Origin of the sequence: Rhizobium sp. PDO1-076 (assembly GCF_000247475.1) — a bacterium.
Taxonomy (GTDB): domain Bacteria; phylum Pseudomonadota; class Alphaproteobacteria; order Rhizobiales; family Rhizobiaceae; genus Allorhizobium.
On sequence record NZ_AHZC01000397.1, the window covers coordinates 71,693 to 94,494 of the forward strand.

Genomic DNA, 22,802 nt, shown 5'->3' on the forward strand with positions numbered 1-22,802 from the left:
ATGCTGAGGCCAGGCGTGGTAGTTTTCCCGCATCTGCAAACAGAAGGTATAGCCATGACAACCAGCACGGTTCATCACCGCGCGCGGGCAAGCAAGATCGTTGCACGGGTCGCATCGGGGTTCTTTCTTCTCGGCCTGTCAGCCGTCGGTGCGCAAGCAGCCGGTTGCGGTGCAACGTTCGAACCCGGTCGCCATGAGCTGACGATCCAGTCGGGCGGGATGGAGCGGTCGGCCGTCTACGTCATTCCGTCCAATTACAGCGGCAAGCGCAAGGTCCCGCTGGTTTTCGACTTTCACGGCAGCAACAGCAATCCGCAGGTGCAATTGACCCGCAGCCATTGGGACGAGGTTGCCGAGCGCGAAGGCTTCATCGTCATGGCGCTGGCCGGCAGCCTTGATGGCGAATTGCCGCGCACCCATGCCTGGAATGTTCCGGGGGTGACCAAGACCGACGGTGCTGACGACGCGGCGTTTATCCGCGATGCAGTGAAGGTGGCCAAGGACACGTTCTGCGTTGATGCGACCAAGATCTATGCCTCCGGCTATTCCGGTGGCGGGCGCATGCTGTCGCAATATATCTGTAGCGGTTTCGGTGACTTTTCCGCAGCAGGCTTCGTTATGGGGCTGCGCGCGGGGACGCCGGAGCAGGAAAACGGCGTGTGGCGCCCGCGCCGCGAGAGCTGCCAGCCGTCGCGCCCGGTGTCGATCATCGCCTTTTCCGGCATGAAGGATCACGTCAATCCGTTTGACGGTGGCGGCAAGGCCTATTGGCGCTATGGCGGCGAAGTGGCGCTCAACCGCTGGGCGGAACTCAATGGCTGCAACGGCCGTCCACGCGTCGATGACGGCGAAGCGGCAAAGGTCTCGACCTATCTCGACTGCCGCGCCGGTATCAGCGTCATGTCCTACATGATCACCAATGCCGACCATGCCTGGCCGGCACGCACCGTTCGCTTCAGGCTTGCCTCCAACAACGGGGAGGAGAAGATCCGGGAGGTTGATGCGACCGACAGAATGTGGGAGTTCTTCCGAGGTTCGGGTGGTGAACTTGTCGCGGGTGCCGCGTTGAAGCCAGATTGCCCGGACGAACACAACACCGCCTCGCTCAAGGAAGGCGGACAGGGGACACAGTGCAGCCAGCCGGTCAAAGCAGACAGCAACGCGCCGTCGGTGTCGGGAGACTTGTAGCCAAGTCGCTCGGTGGCCGCACAAGGATCGCCGAGTTTTACCAGGAGGGTGCGGCAAAGATCCGCCTGCCGCAGACCTTTGCCGACGAGCTTGAAGCGGTGACGATCAACACCGCCGGCGGGGTGACGGGCGGCGACCAGTTCGACTGGAATTTCACCGCCGGACCGGGCTGTTTCGTCACCGCGACGACTCAGGCCTGCGAGAAGATCTACAAGGCATCTGCCGGCACTGGCCGGATCAATACCCGTATCGAGGTTGCCGGCGGCGCCCGTTTTCACTGGCTGCCGCAGGAAAGCATCCTGTTCGACAACGCGTCGCTGACCCGCACGCTAGAGGTCGATCTTGCCGCCGATGCCGAGTTTGTTGCTGTCGAGGCGATCCTGCTTGGACGCCGTGCCATGGGCGAGGCGATGAATGCCGGGCTGGTTCGCGATCGCTGGCGCATCCGCCGCGATGGGCAGTTATTGCATGCCGAAGACCTTAAACTCAGCGGTGATGTTGCCGGTCTGGTTGGCGAACGCGCGGTCCTCGACGGTCGGGTCGCATTTGCCACGCTGATCTATGTCGGGCCGATGGCGGAGACCTATCTTTGCCATTTGCGTGACCTGATTGGCGATAAAATGGGCGGTGCAAGTCATTGGCAAGGCAAGCTTGTTGCCCGTGTTGCGGCCGAAGACGGTTTCACTTTAAGAAAAACCCTGATCCCGATGATTTCGGCCTTGCGCGGTGGCGCGTCTGTGCCGAAAGTCTGGAATCTCTGACGATAGGCATAGTGGAGCGGTCATGAATCTGACGCCAAGGGAAAAAGACAAATTGCTGATTGCCATGGCGGCCATCGTCGCGCGCCGGCGGCTGGAGCGGGGCGTGAAGCTCAACTATCCGGAAGCGATCGCGCTGATCACGGACTTCGTCGTCGAGGGCGCGCGCGACGGTCGTCCGGTCGCCGAACTGATGGAAGCCGGTGCGCATGTCATCACCCGCGATCAGGTGATGTCCGGCATTGCTGAGATGATTCACGACGTGCAGGTCGAGGCGACGTTTCCGGACGGGACCAAGCTGGTGACCGTTCACGAACCGATTCGATAGGATCCCGATCATGGCGCTGGAACTTCGACCCAATTGCGAATGCTGTGACAAGGACTTGCCGCCGGAAAGCCTGGACGCGGTGATGTGCAGTTTCGAATGCACGTTCTGCACCGATTGCGCGACCGATACGCTCGGCGGCTTCTGCCCGAATTGCGGCGGCGAACTGGTTCGGCGTCCGGTTCGTCCGGCGGCAAAGCTGGTGAACAATCCTGCATCGACGAAACGCGTTTTGAGGGCCGAGGGCTGCAAGGCTCTTTCGGCTGCCTGATTGAAAGGGAAAGAGCTGATGATCCCCGGTGAAATCATTGCCGCCAGCGGCGAGATCGAACTCAATGTGGGCCTTCCGACGCTGACGATCGAGGTGGCCAATAGCGGCGACCGGCCGGTTCAGGTGGGTAGCCACTACCACTTCTACGAAAGCAATGCCGGGCTGGTCTTTGACCGCGAGCCGACTCGTGGCATGCGCCTTGATATTCCGGCAGGCACTGCCGTGCGCTTCGAGCCGGGCCAGAAACGTCAGGTGACTTTGATTCCTTACGGCGGCAAGCGGGAAGTCTATGGATTTCGCCAGCAGGTCATGGGGAAACTCTAAGATGGCTGTGGCGCATTATCATGGCAGCTGTCAGTGCGGCGCCGTTTCCTTCGAGGTCGACGCGAATCTGGAGAAGACCGTGACCTGCAATTGTTCGCGCTGCCAGCGTCTTGGCATCGTGCTCGCCTTTGCCGCGCGCGAAGTGTTCACGCTGAAATCCGGAGCGGACAACCTCACCGAATACCTGTTCAACAAGAAGACGATCGAGCATCAGTTCTGCAAGACCTGCGGCATCGAGAGCTTTGCCTATAGCGCCATGCCGGATGGTACTAAGATGGTGGCGGTCAACGTTAATTGCCTCGACGGTGTCGACCCGCGAGCATTGACCTCGCAACATTATGACGGAGCGTCGCATTAGGGCGAAGCAGGGGAGGAAGCCGTGGTGAAGTCCCTGGCGGTGGCGATGTTGTGTGGTTGCGTGCTGTTGGTCGATGGACCGGCGGTCAGCGAAGATGCGACCGACGTCGACTGCAGCAAGGCCGAAACCCAGATGGACATGAATTTTTGCGCCGCCAAGGATTACGAGACCGCGGACAGGGCGCTGAATGCCCAATGGCTGCTGACCAAGGCGATGATGGACAGGGTGGACACCGAGCGCGGGCAAAAAGACGGGGCCAAGAAGCTTGTCACCAGCCAGCGCGCCTGGCTCGCATACCGCGATGCGCAATGCGAACTGGACGGTCACGCGATGGATGGCGGCAGCGCGCAGCCATTGCTGGTTTCTTCGTGCCTCGCGGATCTGACGCGCAAACGTACGGACGAATTGAAGAGCCTCGACGAAGTCTTCGGGAACTGACAGGACGGATATGGCAGGGGCACGAAAGGTGATGATCGTCGGCAACGGGCCGGTCGCAGACAATGCGGCCGCGCTGATCGATGCCGCAGATCTTGTCATCCGCTTCAATGGCAGCCGCAATTTTGGCGTTGCCGGACGGCGCACGGATGTGGTGGCGCTGTGCAATACCGGACGTCCTGCCGCCGCCATGCTGGCGGATCCTGCCTGGCGCGACAGCGATGCGGTGCGTGGGGCATCTGAAATCTGGTCGGTGCGACACCCGGAGAAATTTGCCGAGTTGGGGGTGGCGCTTGCCGCCAGCCATCCTGAACTGGATGATTTTTGCGACGATTATACCCAGGAGTTCGCCGCTTTCGCGACAGCGAAGGGCAAAGGCTACCGGGTGATTTCCCCGGCGGTGCATGAAGCGGTCGATGCCGCGCTCGCCGAGCATCAGGCCGAAGCCTATGTCGTGCCGTCGAGCGGCATGGTGGTGGTCGCCGCTGTCCTGTCCGACATGGCACATGCCAATGACAATGTCGTGCTTGCCGGTTTCAGCCATGTCGGGTGGGACGGCCATCCCTTCGCGGCCGAGAAGCGTTTGATCGAAAGCTATATTAAGGCCGGCCGCCTGACGCGGCTTCTGCCTGTTTCTGCATCCTCCCTCTCCCCAGGAGCCTAGTGCCATGTCCTTTAAAATGTCTCGCGCCGCCTATGCCTCGATGTTCGGACCGACGATCGGCGACAAGGTGCGGCTGGCCGATACCGAATTGTTCATCGAGGTGGAGAAGGACTTCACCATCTATGGCGAGGAAGTGAAATTCGGCGGCGGCAAGGTGATCCGCGATGGCATGGGCCAGAGCCAGGCGACACGCGCAGAAGGTGCCGTCGACACGGTGATCACCAATGCGCTGATCGTCGATCACTCGGGTATCTACAAGGCCGATGTCGGGTTGAAGGATGGCCGCATCCACGCAATCGGCAAGGCCGGTAATCCGGATACCCAGCCGGGCGTGACGATCATTGTCGGTCCGTCGACCGAGGCGATCGCCGGCGAGGGCCGGATCCTGACGGCCGGCGGCATGGACGCGCATATCCATTTCATCTGCCCGCAGCAGATCGAAGAGGCGCTGATGTCGGGCATCACCACCATGCTCGGCGGCGGTTCGGGGCCTGCCCATGGTACGCTTGCCACCACCTGCACCGGTGCCTGGCATATCGAGAGGATGATCGAGAGCTTCGACGCTTTCCCGATGAACCTGGCGCTGGCGGGCAAGGGAAATGCCTCGCTGCCGGCACCGCTGGAGGAAATGATCCTGGCCGGCGCGTCGTCGCTGAAGCTGCACGAAGACTGGGGTACGACGCCGGCCGCGATCGACAACTGCCTGACCGTTGCCGACCAGTATGACGTGCAGGTGATGATCCATACGGATACGCTGAACGAGAGCGGTTTCGTCGAAGACACGATCGGGGCGATCAAGGGCCGGACCATCCATGCCTTCCACACGGAGGGTGCGGGCGGTGGCCATGCGCCTGATATCATCAAGATCTGCGGCCAGCAGAATGTCATCCCGTCATCGACCAACCCGACCCGGCCCTATACGGTCAATACCGTTGCCGAGCATCTCGACATGCTGATGGTCTGCCATCACCTGTCGTCGTCGATCCCGGAGGACATCGCCTTTGCCGAAAGCCGTATCCGCAAGGAGACGATTGCGGCGGAGGATATTCTCCACGATATCGGCGCGTTTTCGATCATCTCGTCGGACAGTCAGGCGATGGGCCGGGTCGGCGAGGTCGCCATTCGCACCTGGCAGACGGCGGACAAGATGAAGCGCCAGCGCGGTCGCCTGCCGCAGGACCGGGGCGAAAATGACAATTTCCGGGTCAAGCGCTATATCGCCAAATACACGATCAACCCGGCAATCGCCCATGGCCTCAGCCATGAGATCGGTTCGGTCGAGGTCGGGAAGCGCGCCGACCTGGTGCTGTGGTCACCGGCCTTCTTCGGCGTGAAGCCGGAAATGGTGCTGCTCGGTGGCTCGATTGCGGCAGCGCCAATGGGCGATCCGAATGCCTCGATCCCGACACCGCAGCCGATGCACTACCGACCGATGTTTGCCGCCTATGGCAAGCTCCGGACCAATTCCTCGGTCACATTCGTCAGTCAGGCCTCGCTTGATGCCGGTCTCGCCCGACGTCTCGGCGTGGCGAAGAAACTGCTGGCGGTGAAGAATGTCCGCGGCGGGATTTCCAAAGCGTCGATGATCCACAATGACTTGACGCCACATATCGAGGTCGATCCGGAGACCTATGAAGTGCGTGCCGACGGCGAATTATTGACTTGCGAGCCGGCAACGGAGCTGCCGATGACGCAGCGCTATTTCCTGTTCTGATCGCCGAGATCTTGCGCCGCATATTGAAATGGTTCGGTGGCGGGATTGTCGTGATCCTGCTGCTGTTTGTTCTGGGGGTGGTGGTACCGCGTCCATTGCTGGGTCGGCCGGAAGCCGCCGGCGGGGCCGATTCGCGGCAGATCCTGCTGTTGGCCAATGCCATTCACACCGATATCGCACTTCCGCTCGATGCCGATCTCCGGGCGAAGTTTGCCGAGCTTGCTGACCACGGTTTTGATATCGGCAATCCGAACGCTGCCTATCTGGTCGTCGGCTGGGGTGGCCGGGCTTTCTACATCGAAACGCCTGCCTGGAGCGAACTGAAGCCGCTGCCGGTGCTGAAGGCGTTGACGGTCGACCGGTCCGTCCTGCATCTCGATCTGGCGGGCGCGATTGCCGACGATGCACCCTTTGCCAGACGGCTGTCGGTCACCGAGACCGGCTATCGCCAACTGCTCGATCATGTTCGTACAAGCTTCGCCCGCAAGGATGGGCGCATGCAGGTGATCGATGGCGTTGGTTACGGCGCGACCGACGCCTTCTTCGAGGCCAATGGCGCCTTCAATGCCTTTCTCGGCTGCAATACCTGGACGGCAGCCGGACTGCGCGCCGCTGGTCTTCGCACAGGCTGGTGGACGCCGTTGCCGCAGATGCTGGAATGGTCACTGAACATTCAGCGTTAGAGCTACATTAGCATATTCGCCCAGCGCATGGCTGCTATGCCGGCATGTTGAAATCGCGATTGCATGCTGCATTGCACCAGTTCCTGGGCTAGGTCTGAACGGCTATTTCAATGGCGTGCCGCGTGCTCCCAACACGCGCGTGCGCCGGCCCAGACAGGAGATCCGTACCATGCTTATTGGCCGCAAAGTGCCTGATGTGACTTTCCGTACCCGTGTCCGCGACGAGGCCGTCGGCGGTGCAAACCCGTTTCGCTGGCAGGACGTCCGTTCAGCCGATTATTTCGATGGTAAGCGGGTCATCCTGTTTTCGCTGCCGGGTGCATTTACGCCGACATGCTCGACCTTCCAGTTGCCGGATTTCGAAAAGATGCACGTCGATTTTCAGGCTGAAGGCATCGACGAGATCTATTGCATCTCGGTCAACGATGCTTTCGTGATGAATGCCTGGGGCAAGAGCCAGGGCCTGGAAAACGTCAAGCTGATCCCGGACGGTTCCGGCGAGTTTACCCGCAAGATGGGCATGCTGGTTCGCAAGGACAATGTCGGCTTCGGACTGCGCTCCTGGCGTTATGCAGCGATCATCAACAACGGCGTTGTTGAACAGTGGTTTGAGGAAGAGGGCTACTGCGACAATTGCGACAGCGATCCCTATGGTATCTCTTCGCCGCAGAACATCATGGAAAACCTGAAGGCGAAGCAGGCCGCTTAACGACTGCGATATCGCCAGTCGACCGTCTGAAGGCCCGGCTTTGCCGGGCCTTTTTTGGTCAAGTGCATGCAACTTCTGGGTGGTTTTCTGGCGGTGCCAATCATTAATGAATTGGACACTTTCTGATTGTGTCCGCATTCAATTTTTTGTGTGTATGCAGGCTGTGTTCCGCGTAGAGGCAAAACACCACAGTGGCTGATAAAACGCATCAAATTCCGGCAAAATCCAAAAAAAGTCACCTCTATCGGTTGCGCTGAAAGCCGATAGAGCGCCCCTATAAGTTGGGCTCCGGACCATTTTCGGGTGTCTTGATTTCATTTGCGTGACTGGTTGTATTTTAACGAATTGGTTAGCGAATGGGGAAGATTACCTCCCTATTCGATTATTGCAGAGCGGACGAGGAGCGACTCGTGAATTTCATCGAAAAATGGCTGTCCCTACAGATCGATCTCGGCAGTTTCGACAGCCGGGCTGCGATCTGGAGTTTCGCCGCAAAGATGAGCTTCAGGGCGGTGATCCTGGCCTGCATCTTCAGCCTGGCAGGTTTGCCGCTGCTTTACGCGTTTGGCATCCTGACGCTTTCCGTCTCTGAGGCGGTCAAGCTTTCGGTGGCGTTTTCATGGCTGTTCGGCGGCGCCGTTTCCGGTGCGCTGGCGTTGGTCACCGGGGGCGTGATTCGGGATCTGGCTGTCTCGCGCGCAGAATTCGAACGGCTGAGCCAGACGGATGCGTTGTCAGGCCTTTCCAACCGACGTGCCTTCAACGATGCCCTTGATTCGGTTCAGGGCGAAGCGTCGCTGGCGATCATCGATATCGATCGATTCAAGGCGATCAATGACCGGTTCGGCCACCATTCGGGCGACATGGTCATCCGCGGAGTCTCCGACATCCTGCGCGAGGTATTCTACGATTGCCACGTCGTGGCGCGGCTCGGCGGCGAGGAGTTCGGCGTGATCATCTGCGGCGGCGGCATTGCGCAGCGGTTGGCTCTGGTCGAGCGCGCGCGCATGCTGGTCGGTTCGCGCGGCATCGATTGCCAGGGCCAAGTCGTCTCTGTCACGATATCGGCCGGTGTTGCCGAATTCGTTGTCGATCGGCGCTCCGAATGCGTCTATGCGCGCGCCGACAATGCGCTTTATATGGCCAAGGGCGAAGGTCGCGATCGTGTGTTGCACGAGCAGTCGATGATCCTCGACGACCCGCATGAAACGGCGGAAGAAACCGGTTACCCGCGCGCTGTTTTCGGTGCGGTTCCGATGCGCAGCTGAAGATCAATCTTGCCGACTGCCTTCGTCTTGTGCATGGTTCAAAAACAGCCAATTCGGAGATATCATGCAGCGAGCCACCTCCATCATGCCAGCCGGATCGATGGCGGCCCAGCCGGAAGGAACGGTCGTGCTTGCGCATGACGAACGCCATCTCCGGCGCAAGCTTCTGCATCTCGACGATGGCGAAATGGTCATGCTCGACCTCAAGGAGCCGGTGTCTCTCGCCGATGGCGACCGGCTGATGCTTGAAGACGGCACGTCGATCGAGGTGAAGGCAGCAGAAGAGAGGCTTTTCGACATTCGGCCGCGTGATAGCCAGCATCTCATCGAACTTGCCTGGCATCTCGGCAATCGTCACCTAGCCGCTCAGATCGAGCTTGAGCGCATCCTGATCCAGCGCGACCATGTCATCCGGGACATGCTGATCAGCCTTGGCGCGACGGTCACCGAAGTGATCGAGCCATTCCAGCCGGTGCGCGGCGCCTATCATTCGCATGGTGGCCATAGTCACGGCCATGGCTGAACAGTCTCTCTCCGACGCATCGCCGAGGCGGGGATTGCTTCGGCTTCTGGCGTGGTTGTCGCCGGCCTTTCCGGTCGGCGGTTTTGCCTATTCCGGCGGACTGGAGAGTGCGATCGTCGATGGACACATCGCCAACAGGGATGACCTGTCGCGCTGGCTGCGTCTGCTGCTTGCCGATGGCGGCTTGCGCAATGATGCGATCCTTCTGGTCGAAGGGCATCGGCACTCTGCCGACGAAGCGGCGCTGTGCGCGGTTTTGTCCCTTGCATCGGCACTTGCGGGTTCGGCAGAGCGCCATGCCGAAATTGTCCGGCAGGGCGAAGCATTCGTGACGGCAGCCCGCGCATGGCCGCATCCGGTCCTGGAAACGCTGACGGGTTCCGCGATCTACAGTGTTGCGGTTGGCGCCGTGGCTGCGGCGCATGGAGTTTCTGTCGGGGACGCAATTGCCGCTTTCCTGCAGGCACAGGTCAGCCAGTTGATTTCCGTTGCGATCCGCCTCAGCGTGATCGGTCAAACGCAGGGCGTGGCGCTGATTGCCGAGATCGAGGCCGATATTCTCGGCAGCATCGATGCGATCGAGCGCATGGGGGGCGGTGATCTCGGCAGTGCGTCAATCATTGCCGAGACACTCAGCATGCGGCACGAGACACAATATTCGAGACTTTTTCAGTCCTAGACGAGCACGGTCCGGGAAGTGCAGCCTGATGACGGCTAAATGACAGGAATGACAGGATGAAATCGAACAATGGTCCTCTTCGGGTTGGTATCGGCGGACCGGTCGGCTCCGGCAAGACGGCACTGACGGAGAAGCTTTGCAAGGCGATGCGCGACGACTATTCCGTCGCGGTCGTCACCAATGACATCTATACGCGCGAGGATGCGGATGCGCTGATCCGCATGCAGGCGCTGTCGTCGGATCGCGTGGTCGGCGTGGAGACGGGGGGCTGTCCCCATACGGCGATCCGTGAAGATGCCTCGATCAATCTGCGCGCGATTGCCGATCTGAACGCGCGGATCCCCGATCTGGATATCGTGTTCATCGAATCAGGCGGCGACAATCTCGCCGCAACGTTCTCGCCGGATCTCGCCGACATCACGCTCTATGTGATTTCCGTCTGTCAGGGTGAGGAAATTCCGCGCAAAGGCGGTCCGGGGATCACGAAGTCCGATCTGCTGATCATCAACAAGACCGATCTGGCACCGCATGTCGGCGTCGATCTCGAGGTAATGGAGCGGGATGCGGACCGGATGCGCGCGCAGCGACCATTCGTGTTTACCGACCTCAAGCGCGGCTCCGGTGTCGAGCGGGTCGTGCGGTTTCTGCAGGAGAGCGGCGGGCTCTGAGCGCCGCTTCGCAGATCCCGTTCAAATCTGCTTCAGCGCGGTCACGTCGGTTATCTGGATGGTGCGGCCGCGCACAGTGACGCCTGCACGCCTGAGGGTCGAGAAGGCGCGCGACAAGGCTTCCGGCGCAAGGCCGAGCTTTCCTGCCAGAAGGCTTTTCTGGAAAGGCAGACGGATCGAGACCGGGCCACCTTCTTTCTCGCAGGTCGACAACAGATAGTGGGCGACTCGTTGCGGGGCCGTCTGCAGCCGGTCATTGGCGATGCAATCCATCGTCGTGCGCAGATGGTCGGACAGGCTGCGGATGATCGACTTGGCCACGTCCTTCTCGACCTCGGCCAGTTGACGCACCTTTTGCAGGTCGAAACGGCCCAATGTCGCGGTATCGGCGGCCTGGGCATTGTAGAGATAACGGTCGCCCATCGGCAGCAGGCATTCGGAGAAAACGTCGCCGGGGCCACAGATGCGGATATCCGCCTCGCGACCATCCTTGTTCAGCCGATACAGTCGGACATAGCCGCTGAGCACGCAGTAGAAGAACTCGGCCGGTTCACCTTCGCGAAACAGCACATCACGTGCTTCGTAGTTCGTCACGCTGATGATTTCCAGCATGCCGGCCAAAGCCGACGGGCCAAGCGTCGCCAGAAAGGACGTTCGCAGCAATGTGTTCTTGTCTCTAACGTTCAGTCTCAGCATCTTGTTCACAGTCCCGCACTCCCATGGCTCCTGCCTGGCAAAATCCAGCCCGTGACCTGCGGGCGGAAATGGCCCGGTCGCGGATCAACGGCCAGCTTCGTCATTTCTCTCGTCTTTATCCACGGCATGCGACCGACGGGCAAGTGACGAGAGGCAAGCAGATCACTCTCTCAGTGCGTGCAATCTATGACAGTTATGTTGGGCCTGATTTGATTTCGATCAATCGACGTTCAAGGTTCTGCTAAAATTCAGCAGGGAGGCGCATGAAAAAAGCCGGCGGCGCCGGCTTTCCTCTCTCGTTGGTTCCCTGTCGTCTATTCCGCAGCAAGGGGTGGCAGGGTAACAACATTGTTGCTTTCACTCCGCCGGCTGGCAGGCGTGGTGCGCTCTACCGCGGCGACCCGGTCATACAGTTCGGCGACCGCGACCGTCAGGTGCTCCGAGCTCAGCGGCTCGATTTCCTGCTCCTTCTTGCCGACGAGGCGGCTGAAGATCCTGCTGAGCAGGCGCGACAGATCGTCGAGGATGAGGAAGAAGGCCGGCACGACCACGAGGCTGAGCACAGTCGAGACGATGATGCCGCCGATGACCGCAATCGCCATCGGCGCGCGGAACGAGCCGCCTTCGCCGACGCCCAGCGCCGACGGCAGCATACCCGCCGACATGGCGATGGAGGTCATGATGATCGGCCGGGCGCGCTTGCGGCCGGCTTCCACCATGGCTTCCAGGCGATCCATGCCGAGGTGGCGCATCTCGATGGCGAAATCGACCAGCAGGATGGCGTTCTTGGTCACGATACCCATCAGCATCAGGATGCCGATAAGGACAGGCATGGAGAGCGCATTGTTGGTGACGATCAGGCCGACCGCAACGCCGCCGATGGCCAGCGGCAGCGAGAACAGGATGGTGAACGGCTGGATCACATCCTTGAACAGCAGGATGAGAACAGTCAGCACGAGCAGCACGCCGAGCAGCATGGCATTGAGGAAGCTCTGCTGCATCTCCGCCTGTATCTTGGCGTCGCCGCTCTCGGCGAGACGCACAGAGGCGGGCAGGTTGGCATTGTCCACCGCGTTGCGGAAGGCTGCTGTCGCCGTATCGAGGGCAACCCCCTGCGGCAGACCGGCGCCGATGGTGACGAACCGGTTGCGGTCATTGCGCTTGATCGAACTGACGCCTTCCGAATAATCGATATCGGCGACGCTCGAAAGCGGCACGGCCTGGCCGGTAGACGTGCGAATTTTCAGTGCACGGATGGCGGCAAGATCGGTCCTAAGGTCGAGCGAGGCCTGGACCCGAATCGGGATGAGGCGGTTGTCGAGGGCGATTTTTGGCAGGGCCGCGTCGATGTCGCCGATGGTGGCGACCCGGACGGTCTGGGCAATCTGCTCGGCGGTGATGCCAAGCCGTGCGGCTTCATCCGACCGTGGCCGGATCTGCAGTTCTGGCCGGGGCAGGGCACCTTCGGCGCTGGCATTGGCCAGTTCCGGCAGGGTGCGCAGCTTGGCCTCGAGAATGGCGACGGCCTCGTTCAGTTCCTCTTCGTTCTTGGAGAGGAAGTTGAAGGCAATGTCGCGTTCGCCGCGATCATTGAGTTTTAGGACGCGGATATCGGCGATCGGCGCGAGCCTGGCGAAAACCTCTTCCTCGATCTCCCATTGCGGCCGGATACGGCCGTGGATTTCCATCTTCGGCATGAACTGGCCGATCAGCGGCAAGCCACCCAGACCCTTGTTGACGAGCGTCTTCACCAGAGAATGCTCGATGTGGTCGAGGTTCAAGGTAACGCTGGCGCGGCGCAATTCCATATCGCCCTTCGGCGATGCGCCGCCCAGGACGAAGATGCTGGAGATATCGTCGATATCGGCCAGCGCTGCATGGATCTGGTCGGTCTTGCGCTCGGTTTCCGCGAGCGTCGCATTCGGCGGAAGCTCGACGGAGATGACGATGCGGCCGGCGTCTTCCGGCGGCAGGAAGCTGCCGGGAACCTGGGCAAGCAGTGCAAGAGATGCGATTAGGAAGGCTATAGCGGCGCCCAAGGTCAGCAGCCGCGATAGCCAGCTGAAGCCGACGCGTGCAAACATGAAATGAACGAACTTATCAATCTTGCGGGTGGAGTTCTCTGTGCGTTGCAGTACGCGGCCGGCCCACCTGCTCAGAAACTGCGGTGCCCATCCGCCGGTAGTCGCCCTCACGACCCGAGTGTACCCGCGCATCAATAGGCCGTCGTTGTTGATATGGTCATCCATCGCATCTTCGGCACGCATCAGATAGGCGGCCATCAGCGGAGTGATGAGGCGCGCGACCATCAGCGAGAAGAAGACCGAGAAGGCAACCGTCAGGCCGAACTGGATGAAATACTGGCCCGGAATGCCCGGCATGAAGGAGACCGGTACGAAGACGGCGATGATGGTGAACGTCGTGGCGATGACGGCGAGGCCGATTTCGTCCGCCGCCTCGATCGCCGCCCGGTAGGGCGTCTTGCCCATCTTGATATGCCGGGCGATGTTTTCCACCTCGACGATCGCATCATCGACCAGGATGCCGGTCGCCAGCGTCAGGGCGAGGAAGCTGACAAGGTTCAGCGAGAAGCCCATCATGCCCATGATCCAGAAGGTCGGGATCGCGGATAGTGGCAGGGCAACAGCGGAAATCAGCGTGGCACGCCAGTTGCGCAGGAAGATGAAGACGACGATGACGGCGAGGATCGCGCCTTCGATCAGCGTGTGCATCGCGGCTTCGTAGTTGCCGTAGGTGAAGTAGACGGAATCGTCGATCATCTCGATCGCGACGTCGGGATTTTCCGCCCGGACCTTGGCGAGGCTTTCCGCAACGGTTTCGGCGACCGTCACTTCGCTGGCGCCCTTGGCGCGGAAGACGGCGAAGGTGACGACGGGCTTGCCGTCGAAGCGGGCGAAGGATTTCTGTTCCTCGTAGGTGTCCTTGATCGTGCCGAGGTCCGACAGTTTGACGAAGCGGCCATTGCTCAGCGCGATCGTGGTGTTTTGCAGACTTGCAACGTCGCGGCTGTCGCCAAGCGTGCGGATCGACTGCTCGGCGCCGGCGACCTGGCCGCGACCGGAGCCAAGATCGACATTGGTACCGCGCAACTGGCTGCTGATATCGGCGGCGGTGACGCCGAGCGCGTTCAGGCGGTTGGGGTCGAGTTCGATGCGGATTTCACGGTCGGCACCGCCATAGCGGTCAACGCGGCCGATGCCGGGCTGGCCCTGGAGGGCGCGCTTGATCGTGTCATCGACGAACCACGAGATTTCCTCGATGTTCATATTCGGGGCGGAGACCGCAAAGCTCTGGATCGCCTGGCCTTCGACGTCGATCTTGGTGACGATCGGCTCATCCACCGTTGCCGGAAGGTCGCCGCGGATCTGGTCGATCGCGTCCTTGACGTCCTGCACCGCCTGTTCGGTCGGCACTTCCATGCGGAACATGACAAGCGTCTGCGACTGGCCGTCGGTGACGGTCGAGGTGAGTTCGTCGACGCCGGTGATCGACGCCACCGCGTCTTCGACTTCCTTGGTGACCTGGGTTTCCAACTCGGACGGGGAGGCGCCGCTCTGGGTAACGGTGATGGCCACCAGTGGTACGTCGATATTAGGAAAGCGCGTGATCGGCAAAGCGATGAACGACTGGATGCCCACCACCATCAATAGGAAGAAGGCCAGGATCGGCGCAATCGGATTTCGGATAGCCCATGCGGAGAAATTCATAACCCGCGTGCCTCTCAGTTGGAAACGGTGCTGTCATCGACCGGCTTGATGCGGTCACCGTCGCGCACGAACGCGCCGGCCTTGGCAACGACGCGGTCGCCTTCCTTCAATCCCTTGACCACCTGGATATAGGCGCCATCCTGAATGCCGGTCTCGATCCTGACCAGCTTGACGACGCCATCCTCGACGATGCGTGTGGTCGTTTCACCCTTGGCGGTAGTGATTGCCGAGAGCGGAAGGGCAATGCCTTCCGCCTCGTTGATGATGATGTCGGCAGTGCCATACATGCCGGAGCGAGCCGCGCTATCGTCGTCGATGGCAATATGCACGGCGCCAAGGCGGGTCTGTGCATCGATGACCGGGGAAACGAGGCGGACCGAGCCGGTCAGCTTCTCAGCGCTGCCGCCGACGGTGATCAGGGCCTTCTGGCCCGGCTTCAAACGGAGGATTTCATTTTCGGACACGTCGGCGATCAATTCGATCTGGCCGTCGCGGATGACGGTGAAGAGCGGCTCGCCCGCGCCGCTGGCAATGGCGCCGATGCGGGCATTGCGGGCAGCAATGGTGCCGGCGACGGGCGACTTGACGTCCGTCCTCGCCAGTTTCAGGTCAATGTCATTGATCCGGCTTTCGACCACGGTGACGTCCGCCTGGGCAACGGTGATGGCCTGACGTGCAGTTTCGGCTTTTGCGTTGGCGCTGGCCAGCGTCGTTTCGGCCTGTTCGAGCTGTGACGTCGATACCGTGCCGGTCGTGCTCAGGCGGGTGGCGCGCTCGAACTGGCGCTGCGCATCCTTGGCACTGGCCTCGGCCTCGATCAATTGGGCGCGATATTGCGCAAGCCCGGCTTCGGCCTTCGCCTTATTGGCAATCAGCTGGCTCTTTTCCAGCAGCAGGCTGTCATCGTTCAGCCGCGCAACGACGGCATCCTTCGCAACCTGGTCACCAACATCGGCTTCGAGCGTCTTGGTCAGCAGGCCTTCGACCTGCGGCTGGACATAGACTTCCTCTTCGGCCTTGACCGTACCTGTCGCGACAATCCGGTCCGTCAGGTCGCGGGTCTTGGCTGTCGTCACCACGATGGCCGGCAAATTCGGCGTCGCTACAGGCGCTGCCGGTTCTTGCGCAAAAGCAATCGTGCCGGACAAGGAGAGTGTGGCGGCCAACAGAATTGACGTGGCGCTAGTATTTCGCAGCATGGCTACCTTCCAAAAAGTATGTCGCAGATCTAGCTCATATTACGCAGCGCGATCACAATCGGCTCACTGCCGGTGCGATATGGCCATTTGGCGGCGCCGCGGCTCTGCTGAACTTTATCATGCCTCAAAATGCTGCGTGGCAACAGGTGGTGATGGAAAAACCACCTGCAAGGCTTGTCTAGCGATATTCGTCGCCGAATATGGACAAATGTTTGGGGAGGCGGCCTGGTGTTGCCGATTTGCCCGCTTTAGTAGTTGCGAACTGTATGTAATGCTTATATTTTCTTGGGTTGCACGGGGCCGAAGCCCCGTGCTTTCTGAATGGTCCGAAAGACTACTTCAAAGCGGCATCGGTGATCTCGGTGGTGAAGGCGCCAGTCGGCTCCTTGGTGATCACCGGGTCCGAGCCGCCACCGAGCAGGGTCTTCACGGTGCGCTCATAGGCGGCCTTGTCAAGTGCGCCATTCGAACCAGCCGTCAACTTGGCGACTTCGCCCATCATGCGCTTCTGGTGGACTTCGGTCTGTGCGCCCGAGGCGTCGTTTTCGAGAACGATCTCGGCTGCTTCATCCGGGTTGCTTTCGGCATATTTCCAGCCCTTCATCGAAGCGCGGACGAACTTGACCATCTTCTCCTTGAAGGCCGGGTCTGCCAGCTTGTCTTCCAGCACGTAGAGACCGTCTTCCAGCGTGGCCACGCCTTCGTCTTCATACTTGAAGGTCACAAGTTCCTCCGGCTTGATGCCAGCGTCGATGACCTGCCAGTATTCGTTGTAGGTCATGGTCGAGATGCAGGCAGCCTGCTTCTGCAGCAGCGGATCGACGTTGAAGCCCTGCTTGAGGACGGTCACGCCGCCTTCGGAGCCATCGGTCTTGATGCCGAGTGTGCCCATCCACGACAGGAACGGGTATTCGTTGCCGAAGAACCAGACGCCGAGCGTCTTGCCCTTGAAGTCTTCCGGCTTGGTGATGCCGGTTTCCTTGAGGCATGTCAGCATCATGCCCGAGGACTTGAACGGCTGGGCAATGTTGACGAGCGGAACGCCTTTTTCGCGGGTGGCAAGAGCCGACGGCATCCAGTCGACGATGACGTCGGCGCCGCCACCGGCCAGCACCTGCGGCGGCGCGATATCCGGACCGCCCGGCTTGATTTCGACATCGAGGCCTTCCTCTTCGAAAAAGCCCTTGTCCTTGGCGACGTAGTAGCCGGCAAACTGGGCCTGGGTGACCCATTTCAACTGCAGCGTGACCTTGTCGGCAGCGGCTGCCTGCATGGCCGTCAGCGAGACGGCGGCAGCCAGCAGCATGGATGTGAGTTTGATAGTCATTTCAGTTCCCTCTTTTTTTGTTAGGTCTTGTTTTACGCTCGCCCACCACGGACGGACGGATGCCAGAAGGTGACCGCGCGTTCTGCGAGTGCCACCAAGCCGTAGAAGATCGAGCCGGCGAGTGCTGCAACAGCAATCTCGGCCCAGACCATGTCGACATTGCTACGCCCCACTTCCGTGGAAATCCGGAACCCCATGCCGACGATCGGGGTGCCGAAAAACTCTGCCACGATGGCGCCGATCAGCGCCAGCGTCGAATTGATCTTCAAGGCGTTGAAGATGAAAGGCCAGGCTGCGGGCAGGCGCAGCCGGATCAGCGTCTGCCACCAGCTTGCGGCATAGGTGCGCATCAGGTCGCGCTCCATATGGCTGGCTGCCGCCAGTCCCTGCACGGTGTTCACCAGCATCGGGAAAAAGGTCATGATGACAACGACGGCGACCTTGGACGGCCAGTCGAAGCCGAACCACATGACCATGATCGGGGCGATGCCGACGACGGGCAGGGCGGAGACGAAATTGCCGATCGGCAGCAGCCCCTTCTGCAGGAAGGGCGATCGATCGATCAGGAGTGCCACGACGAAGCCGAGACTGCAGCCAGCGACATAGCCGGTGATCACCGACTTCAGGAAGGTCTGGCGGAAATCGGCCCAGAGGATCGGGGTCGAACTGATGATGCGGGCCCAGATCATCGAGGGTGCGGGCAGCAGGATCGACGGAATGTTGAAGCCGCGGACCACGCATTCCCAGATCACCAGCAGGGTTATGCCGAAGATGACCGGTACTGCGATGCCGATTGCGCGGCGCGTTGCCGGGCTTTTCGGGTGCTGGCGCACGAGCCATTCGTTGAACGCCCAGGCACCGAGCCAGAACAGGACGGCGAAGACGAGATAACCGGTCATGGTTTGACCCCCATGCGCTTCAACACCCGGGTATGAGCAATCCCGACGATCGAGACCAGCAGAGCGGCAAGGCCGGCTGCCATGAACAGGGCCGCCCAGATCTGGATGGTCTGGCCGTAATAGGAACCCGACAGGAGACGTGCGCCGAGACCGGCGACGGCGCCGGTCGGCAATTCGCCGACGATGGCACCGACAAGCGAGATGGCGATCGCCACCTTCAGCGAGGTGAAGAGATAAGGCATGGAGGCCGGCCAGCGGAGCTTCCAGAACGTCTGGCTCGGGCTCGCATGATAGGTATGCATCAGGTCGAGCAGTTGGGTATCGGGACTGCGCAGGCCCTTCACCATGCCGACGACAATCGGGAAGAAGGACAGATAGGTCGAGATCAGCGCCTTCGGCATCAGGCCGGACACGCCGATCGAATTGAGCACGACAATGATCATCGGCGCAACGGCAAGGATCGGGATGGTCTGCGAGGCGATCACCCAGGGCATCAGCGAGCGGTCCATGGCGCGGTTGTGCACGATGGCGATGGCAAGCACGATGCCGAGCACGGTGCCCATGCCAAAGCCGGCAAGCGTGGCCGATAGGGTGATCCAGGCATGGTAGACGAGGCTGCGCTTGGAGGTCACGGCCTTGTTGATCGTCGTGTCCCAGAGTTCGGCGATGATCTGGTGCGGTGCGGGCAGGACCGGACGGTCCTGGGCAAACGTGCGCTCGACAACCTGGCCGAAGGTCACGGTTTCGCCGGCGCGCGCTGCCTGATCGCGGACGAATGGCGCATTGAGATAAACGACCATGACATGCCAGATCACCAGGATCGCCAGCAGCACGGTGAGGACGGGAAGGATGCGGTCGCGGAAAAGAGAAGGCGCCTGCATGATCACACCCCTCCCTTTGCCGGATAGAGCATCAGTGCCATGGACACCACGCCAAGAGCCACGCCTGCCATCTGAATGGCGCTCAGCCGTTCGCCGAACAGGAAGAAGGCTATGACGTTGATCAGCACCAGTTGGGCGATGGCCGAGGCCGAGATCGCCATGCCGAGACCACCCTCGCGCATCAGTTTCACCATCATCAGATTACCGAGGCAATAGAGGGCGAGAGAGGCGGCAAGCACCCAGAGATTGTTGTTCGAGACATAGGCGCGCGAGACGGTGGCGGCGGCGAGGAATGTTGCCATGGCGGCACCGAGCCAGATGAGGAAGACGGGGTTCATGGAAAACACGCAAGAGTGCGGGCACCCCCCTCTGCCCTGCCGGGCATCTCCCCCTCAAGGGGGGAGATCGATATGCCGTTAGCGCTCCGGCTCTTCAGCTGTCGAGTCGGAAAGTAATCCATTTCGACCATAGGTTTGTTTTCTATTGAGGTCCGTTTTCGAGGAACGGCGGTGGCGATCGATCTCCCCCCTTGTGGGGGAGATGTCACGGAGTGACAGAGGGGGGTATTCGCGAGAGCGAGGGCCAACGACCTACTCCTCATAGCTATGCCCCGCCTTCAGGCCCTCGCGAACGCGCTGGGCTATTTCCAGAAACTCGGGGGTTTCGCGGATCTCGAGCGGGCGCTCCTTTGGCAGTGTCGATTCGATGATGTCGGTGACGCGGCCCGGCCTCGGACTCATGACGACGATCTTGGTCGAGAGATAGACGGCTTCCGGGATCGAATGGGTGACGAAGCAGATCGTCTTGTTGGTGCGCTCCCAGAGTTTCAACAGTTCGGAATTGAGGTGATCGCGGACGATTTCGTCCAGCGCGCCGAAAGGCTCGTCCATCAAGAGCAGGTCGGCATCGAAGGCAAGCGCGCGGGCGATCGAGGCGCGTTGCTGCATGCCGCCTGACAGCTGCCATGGATATTTCTTGGCGAAGCCGCCAAGGTTGACGAGATCCAGCGTCTGCGCGATGCGCTTCTTCTTCTCCTCGGCGCTGTAGCCCATGATTTCGAGCGGCAGGGCGATGTTCTTCTCGATCGTGCGCCAGGGATAGAGGGCGGCGGCCTGGAAGACATAGCCGTAGGAGCGCGCCTTGCGGGCATTCTCCGGCGTCATGCCGTTGACGGTGATGTCGCCGCTCGTGTGTTTTTCGAGATCGGCGATGACGCGCAGGAAGGTCGTCTTGCCACAGCCGGACGGGCCGATGAAGGAGACGAAATCGCCCTTCTTCACCTCGAGATTGACGTTGGACAGCGCATGCACGGGGCCGTCATTGGTCTCGAATGTGAGACTGAGGTCCCTGGCTGAAACGACGGAGATGGGGGCATTCATGCGTTGGGACCAATCGGGTTTGTTGCAAAGCCTGGAAGGCTCTTGCATGCTGTCATGATGATGCCGCCTGGAGACGGCGAAAACGGGATCGCGACCCTGTCGCGCGATGGATGAGGAGCAGACCATGGATACGTCATCAAAACCCACCTGCCGCCTTGTGAAGCCCGGCCATACCTATGAAGGCAAGCAGGGCTTGAGCTATTTCGAAGGCATTGCGGCGGAGACCGTCGGGGCCAAGGGGATCTGCATGCATATCCTCACCATGCCACCCGGCGCGCGCGCCAAGGCTCATCTGCACGAGAGCCACGAGACGGCGATCTACATGCTCTCCGGCCAGGCCCATACCTGGTATGGCGAGCGGCTGGAAAACCATGTCGTCGTGCATGCCGGCGAGCTGTTCTACATTCCCGCCGGTATACCGCATCTGCCGGCCAACCTGTCGAACGCGCCGTGCACGGCGATCATCGCGCGCACCGATCCGAACGAGCAGGAGAGCGTCGTGCTTCTGCCGGAGCTGGATGGGCTGGTCGAGGTGTGAGGCGATGTTTCTCGCCAGCGGGGAGAAGGTGGCGCGTGGCGCCGGATGAGGGGGCTGTTTTTCTGATTTTACGTCAGTGCCCGAGGTCCCCCCCTCTGTCCTGCCGGACATCTCCCCCACAAGGGGGGAGATCGGAAGCCGCGCAGCTTTTGCCGAGCTGACGCGTTGCCAATGACGACTTGCTTCATTCGGATTCAAAGTGCGTGTGGCAGATGCAATATGCGTGACTGATGACGTTGGACGAGCGGCCAGCCGCCTCCGATCTCCCCCCTTGAGGGGGAGATGCCCAGCAGGGCAGAGGGGGGTAACGGCAGCCGCCAACATCATAAGTGACTCACACTCCCGTCGCCGGAATGCCGGTGCGCTCAACCTTGCGCGGCGCAACCAGGTCCTTCCAGGTCGAAAGTGCCTTGTTGACCGCTGTAAACGGCTCGCGCTTGACGAACTGGCCATGCCCTTCGCGGGTTTTCACCGCACTCTCCTCAATCGCGACATACCCGCGGGTCAGCGTATAGCGCGGCAGGCCGGTCACTTCCTTGCCCTCGAAGACATTGTAGTCGATCGACGACTGCTGGGTCTTGGCGGAGATGGTCTTGGAACGCTTCGGATCCCAGACCACCAGGTCGGCATCGGCACCGACGAGGATCGCACCCTTCTTCGGGTAGATGTTGAGGATCTTGGCGATGTTGGTCGAGGTCACGGCGACAAATTCGTTCATCGTCAGGCGGCCGGTCGCGACACCATAGGTCCAGAGCATCGGCATGCGGTCTTCAAGCCCGCCCGTGCCATTCGGGATCTTGGCGAAGTTGCCGAGGCCAAAGCGCTTCTGATCCGTGGTGAAGGCGCAATGATCCGTGGCGACGACCGAGAGCGAGCCGGACTGCAGGCCGGCCCAGAGTGAATCCTGGTGCTGCTTGTTGCGGAAGGGCGGCGACATGACGCGGCGGGCGGCGTGGTCCCAGTCGGGGTTCGAATATTCGCTCTCGTCGAGCGTCAGGTGCTGGATCAGCGGCTCGCCATAGACGCGCATACCCTTCTGCCGGGCGCGGCGGATGGCTTCATGGGCCTGTTCGCAGGAGGTGTGCACGACATAGAGCGGCACACCTGCCATGTCGGCCAGCATGATGGCGCGGTTGGTCGCTTCGCCTTCGACTTCGGGTGGGCGGGAATAGGCATGCGCCTCGGGGCCGGTATTGCCCTCTGCCATCAGCTTGGCGGTCATGGCGGCAACGACGTCGCCGTTTTCGGCATGCACCAGCGGCAGGGCGCCGAGCTCCGCGCAGCGCGAGAACGACGCGAACATCTCGTCGTCGTTGACCATCAGCGCGCCCTTGTAGGCCATGAAATGCTTGAAGGTGTTAATGCCCTTGTCCTGGACGACCGTCTTCATCTCGTCGAAGACGCGCTCGTTCCAGCCGGTGATCGCCATGTGGAAGGAATAGTCGGCCGTGGCACGCGACGTCTTGTTGTCCCACATCTGCAAGGCTTCCAGCAGCGACTGATCCGGTGCCGGAAGACAGAAGTCGACGACCATGGTCGTGCCACCGGCAAGGCCCGCCCGCGTACCGCTTTCGAAATCATCCGCCGA

At 60.9% G+C, this 22,802-nt stretch carries 25 protein-coding genes; 16 read left to right on the top strand and 9 right to left on the bottom strand.

Annotated features, from left to right (window positions below):
• Positions 1–54 precede the first annotated feature (54 nt).
• The 15 genes from PDO_RS20640 to ureG all read left to right on the top strand — a co-directional run bounded on the left by PDO_RS20640 (position 55) and on the right by ureG (position 10,567).
• A complete protein-coding gene (locus tag PDO_RS20640) occupies positions 55–1,188 on the top strand; it encodes a CE1 family esterase (protein WP_007606429.1) in 1,134 nt (377 codons plus the stop codon).
• Complete coding sequence (locus tag PDO_RS20645; RefSeq protein ID WP_007606430.1) at positions 1,131–1,949, top strand: urease accessory protein UreD; 819 nt, start codon at positions 1,131–1,133, stop codon at positions 1,947–1,949. Before PDO_RS20640 ends, PDO_RS20645 begins: the two co-directional genes overlap by 58 nt.
• A 22-nt stretch (positions 1,950–1,971) precedes the next feature.
• Positions 1,972–2,274 carry an urease subunit gamma gene (locus PDO_RS20650; protein WP_007606431.1) on the top strand — a complete coding sequence of 101 codons (303 nt, stop codon included), beginning with the start codon at positions 1,972–1,974 and terminating at the stop codon, positions 2,272–2,274.
• A 10-nt stretch (positions 2,275–2,284) separates the two neighbouring features.
• On the top strand, positions 2,285–2,542 hold the full coding sequence (locus PDO_RS20655; protein ID WP_007606432.1) for a DUF1272 domain-containing protein: 258 nt from the start codon (positions 2,285–2,287) through the stop codon (positions 2,540–2,542).
• 18 nt (positions 2,543–2,560) lie between these two features.
• Entirely contained in the window at positions 2,561–2,866 is a 306-nt protein-coding gene (locus PDO_RS20660; RefSeq protein ID WP_007606433.1) for an urease subunit beta, read from the top strand.
• A gap of 1 nt (position 2,867) precedes the next feature.
• Positions 2,868–3,224 (top strand): GFA family protein, encoded by a 357-nt coding sequence (locus PDO_RS20665; RefSeq protein ID WP_007606435.1) that lies wholly within the window; start codon positions 2,868–2,870, stop codon positions 3,222–3,224.
• Positions 3,225–3,245: 21 nt separating this feature from the next.
• A complete protein-coding gene (locus tag PDO_RS20670; RefSeq protein WP_007606437.1) occupies positions 3,246–3,662 on the top strand; it encodes a lysozyme inhibitor LprI family protein in 417 nt (138 codons plus the stop codon).
• A 10-nt stretch (positions 3,663–3,672) separates the two neighbouring features.
• Positions 3,673–4,323: a glycosyltransferase family 29 protein gene (locus PDO_RS20675; protein ID WP_007606439.1), complete on the top strand. Its 651-nt coding sequence runs from the start codon at positions 3,673–3,675 to the stop codon at positions 4,321–4,323.
• 4 nt (positions 4,324–4,327) lie between these two features.
• Positions 4,328–6,037: an urease subunit alpha gene (gene ureC / locus PDO_RS20680; protein ID WP_007606441.1), complete on the top strand. Its 1,710-nt coding sequence runs from the start codon at positions 4,328–4,330 to the stop codon at positions 6,035–6,037.
• Between the two features lie 50 nt (positions 6,038–6,087).
• Entirely contained in the window at positions 6,088–6,720 is a 633-nt protein-coding gene (locus PDO_RS20685) for a TIGR02117 family protein (protein ID WP_007606442.1), read from the top strand.
• Positions 6,721–6,889: 169 nt separating this feature from the next.
• A complete protein-coding gene (locus PDO_RS20690) occupies positions 6,890–7,429 on the top strand; it encodes a peroxiredoxin (protein ID WP_007606443.1) in 540 nt (179 codons plus the stop codon).
• Between the two features lie 410 nt (positions 7,430–7,839).
• On the top strand, positions 7,840–8,697 hold the full coding sequence (locus tag PDO_RS20695) for a GGDEF domain-containing protein (RefSeq protein WP_007606450.1): 858 nt from the start codon (positions 7,840–7,842) through the stop codon (positions 8,695–8,697).
• A gap of 64 nt (positions 8,698–8,761) precedes the next feature.
• Entirely contained in the window at positions 8,762–9,220 is a 459-nt protein-coding gene (ureE, locus tag PDO_RS20700) for an urease accessory protein UreE (protein WP_007606453.1), read from the top strand.
• Positions 9,213–9,899 carry an urease accessory protein UreF gene (locus PDO_RS20705; protein WP_085995851.1) on the top strand — a complete coding sequence of 229 codons (687 nt, stop codon included), beginning with the start codon at positions 9,213–9,215 and terminating at the stop codon, positions 9,897–9,899. The genes ureE and PDO_RS20705 overlap by 8 nt, the downstream gene beginning before the upstream one ends.
• A gap of 56 nt (positions 9,900–9,955) precedes the next feature.
• On the top strand, positions 9,956–10,567 hold the full coding sequence (gene ureG, locus PDO_RS20710) for an urease accessory protein UreG (protein ID WP_007606457.1): 612 nt from the start codon (positions 9,956–9,958) through the stop codon (positions 10,565–10,567).
• Between the two features lie 21 nt (positions 10,568–10,588).
• Here the strand turns inward: ureG and PDO_RS20715 are convergent, their stop codons facing one another.
• From PDO_RS20715 to PDO_RS20750, 8 genes are all read right to left on the bottom strand, one after another.
• A complete protein-coding gene (locus tag PDO_RS20715) occupies positions 10,589–11,263 on the bottom strand; it encodes a Crp/Fnr family transcriptional regulator (RefSeq protein WP_037074916.1) in 675 nt (224 codons plus the stop codon).
• A 314-nt stretch (positions 11,264–11,577) separates the two neighbouring features.
• The gene (locus PDO_RS20720) at positions 11,578–14,991 is read right to left on the bottom strand and encodes an efflux RND transporter permease subunit (protein ID WP_007606464.1); all 3,414 of its coding nucleotides are present in this window, start codon (positions 14,989–14,991) and stop codon (positions 11,578–11,580) included.
• 14 nt (positions 14,992–15,005) lie between these two features.
• Positions 15,006–16,190, bottom strand: a complete 1,185-nt coding sequence (locus PDO_RS20725; RefSeq protein WP_007606465.1) for an efflux RND transporter periplasmic adaptor subunit — start codon at positions 16,188–16,190, stop codon at positions 15,006–15,008.
• A 334-nt stretch (positions 16,191–16,524) separates the two neighbouring features.
• Positions 16,525–17,517, bottom strand: a complete 993-nt coding sequence (locus PDO_RS20730) for an ABC transporter substrate-binding protein (protein ID WP_007606468.1) — start codon at positions 17,515–17,517, stop codon at positions 16,525–16,527.
• 32 nt (positions 17,518–17,549) lie between these two features.
• The gene (locus PDO_RS20735; protein ID WP_007606469.1) at positions 17,550–18,416 is read right to left on the bottom strand and encodes an ABC transporter permease; all 867 of its coding nucleotides are present in this window, start codon (positions 18,414–18,416) and stop codon (positions 17,550–17,552) included.
• The gene (locus tag PDO_RS20740; protein WP_007606470.1) at positions 18,413–19,297 is read right to left on the bottom strand and encodes an ABC transporter permease; all 885 of its coding nucleotides are present in this window, start codon (positions 19,295–19,297) and stop codon (positions 18,413–18,415) included. Before PDO_RS20740 ends, PDO_RS20735 begins: the two co-directional genes overlap by 4 nt.
• A gap of 2 nt (positions 19,298–19,299) precedes the next feature.
• On the bottom strand, positions 19,300–19,635 hold the full coding sequence (locus PDO_RS20745) for a hypothetical protein (RefSeq protein WP_007606471.1): 336 nt from the start codon (positions 19,633–19,635) through the stop codon (positions 19,300–19,302).
• A 252-nt stretch (positions 19,636–19,887) separates the two neighbouring features.
• Positions 19,888–20,676: an ABC transporter ATP-binding protein gene (locus tag PDO_RS20750; RefSeq protein WP_007606472.1), complete on the bottom strand. Its 789-nt coding sequence runs from the start codon at positions 20,674–20,676 to the stop codon at positions 19,888–19,890.
• 124 nt (positions 20,677–20,800) lie between these two features.
• Between PDO_RS20750 and PDO_RS20755 the strand changes: the two genes are divergently transcribed.
• On the top strand, positions 20,801–21,214 hold the full coding sequence (locus tag PDO_RS20755; protein ID WP_007606473.1) for a cupin domain-containing protein: 414 nt from the start codon (positions 20,801–20,803) through the stop codon (positions 21,212–21,214).
• 334 nt (positions 21,215–21,548) lie between these two features.
• Here the strand turns inward: PDO_RS20755 and hydA are convergent.
• The coding region (gene hydA / locus PDO_RS20760) for a dihydropyrimidinase (protein ID WP_007606474.1) at positions 21,549–22,802 on the bottom strand (1,254 nt) is incomplete at its 5' end.

Coding starts and splice junctions, on each gene's coding strand:
- PDO_RS20640 (WP_007606429.1), top strand. CDS start 55: ATGACAACCAGCACGGTTCATCACCGCGCGCGGGCAAGCAAGATCGTT.
- PDO_RS20650 (WP_007606431.1), top strand. CDS start 1,972: ATGAATCTGACGCCAAGGGAAAAAGACAAATTGCTGATTGCCATGGCG.
- PDO_RS20655 (WP_007606432.1), top strand. CDS start 2,285: ATGGCGCTGGAACTTCGACCCAATTGCGAATGCTGTGACAAGGACTTG.
- PDO_RS20660 (WP_007606433.1), top strand. CDS start 2,561: ATGATCCCCGGTGAAATCATTGCCGCCAGCGGCGAGATCGAACTCAAT.
- PDO_RS20665 (WP_007606435.1), top strand. CDS start 2,868: ATGGCTGTGGCGCATTATCATGGCAGCTGTCAGTGCGGCGCCGTTTCC.
- PDO_RS20675 (WP_007606439.1), top strand. CDS start 3,673: ATGGCAGGGGCACGAAAGGTGATGATCGTCGGCAACGGGCCGGTCGCA.
- ureC (WP_007606441.1), top strand. CDS start 4,328: ATGTCCTTTAAAATGTCTCGCGCCGCCTATGCCTCGATGTTCGGACCG.
- PDO_RS20690 (WP_007606443.1), top strand. CDS start 6,890: ATGCTTATTGGCCGCAAAGTGCCTGATGTGACTTTCCGTACCCGTGTC.
- ureE (WP_007606453.1), top strand. CDS start 8,762: ATGCAGCGAGCCACCTCCATCATGCCAGCCGGATCGATGGCGGCCCAG.
- PDO_RS20705 (WP_085995851.1), top strand. CDS start 9,213: ATGGCTGAACAGTCTCTCTCCGACGCATCGCCGAGGCGGGGATTGCTT.
- ureG (WP_007606457.1), top strand. CDS start 9,956: ATGAAATCGAACAATGGTCCTCTTCGGGTTGGTATCGGCGGACCGGTC.
- PDO_RS20715 (WP_037074916.1), bottom strand. CDS start 11,263: ATGCTGAGACTGAACGTTAGAGACAAGAACACATTGCTGCGAACGTCC.
- PDO_RS20720 (WP_007606464.1), bottom strand. CDS start 14,991: ATGAATTTCTCCGCATGGGCTATCCGAAATCCGATTGCGCCGATCCTG.
- PDO_RS20725 (WP_007606465.1), bottom strand. CDS start 16,190: ATGCTGCGAAATACTAGCGCCACGTCAATTCTGTTGGCCGCCACACTC.
- PDO_RS20730 (WP_007606468.1), bottom strand. CDS start 17,517: ATGACTATCAAACTCACATCCATGCTGCTGGCTGCCGCCGTCTCGCTG.
- PDO_RS20735 (WP_007606469.1), bottom strand. CDS start 18,416: ATGACCGGTTATCTCGTCTTCGCCGTCCTGTTCTGGCTCGGTGCCTGG.
- PDO_RS20740 (WP_007606470.1), bottom strand. CDS start 19,297: ATGCAGGCGCCTTCTCTTTTCCGCGACCGCATCCTTCCCGTCCTCACC.
- PDO_RS20745 (WP_007606471.1), bottom strand. CDS start 19,635: ATGAACCCCGTCTTCCTCATCTGGCTCGGTGCCGCCATGGCAACATTC.
- PDO_RS20750 (WP_007606472.1), bottom strand. CDS start 20,676: ATGAATGCCCCCATCTCCGTCGTTTCAGCCAGGGACCTCAGTCTCACA.
- PDO_RS20755 (WP_007606473.1), top strand. CDS start 20,801: ATGGATACGTCATCAAAACCCACCTGCCGCCTTGTGAAGCCCGGCCAT.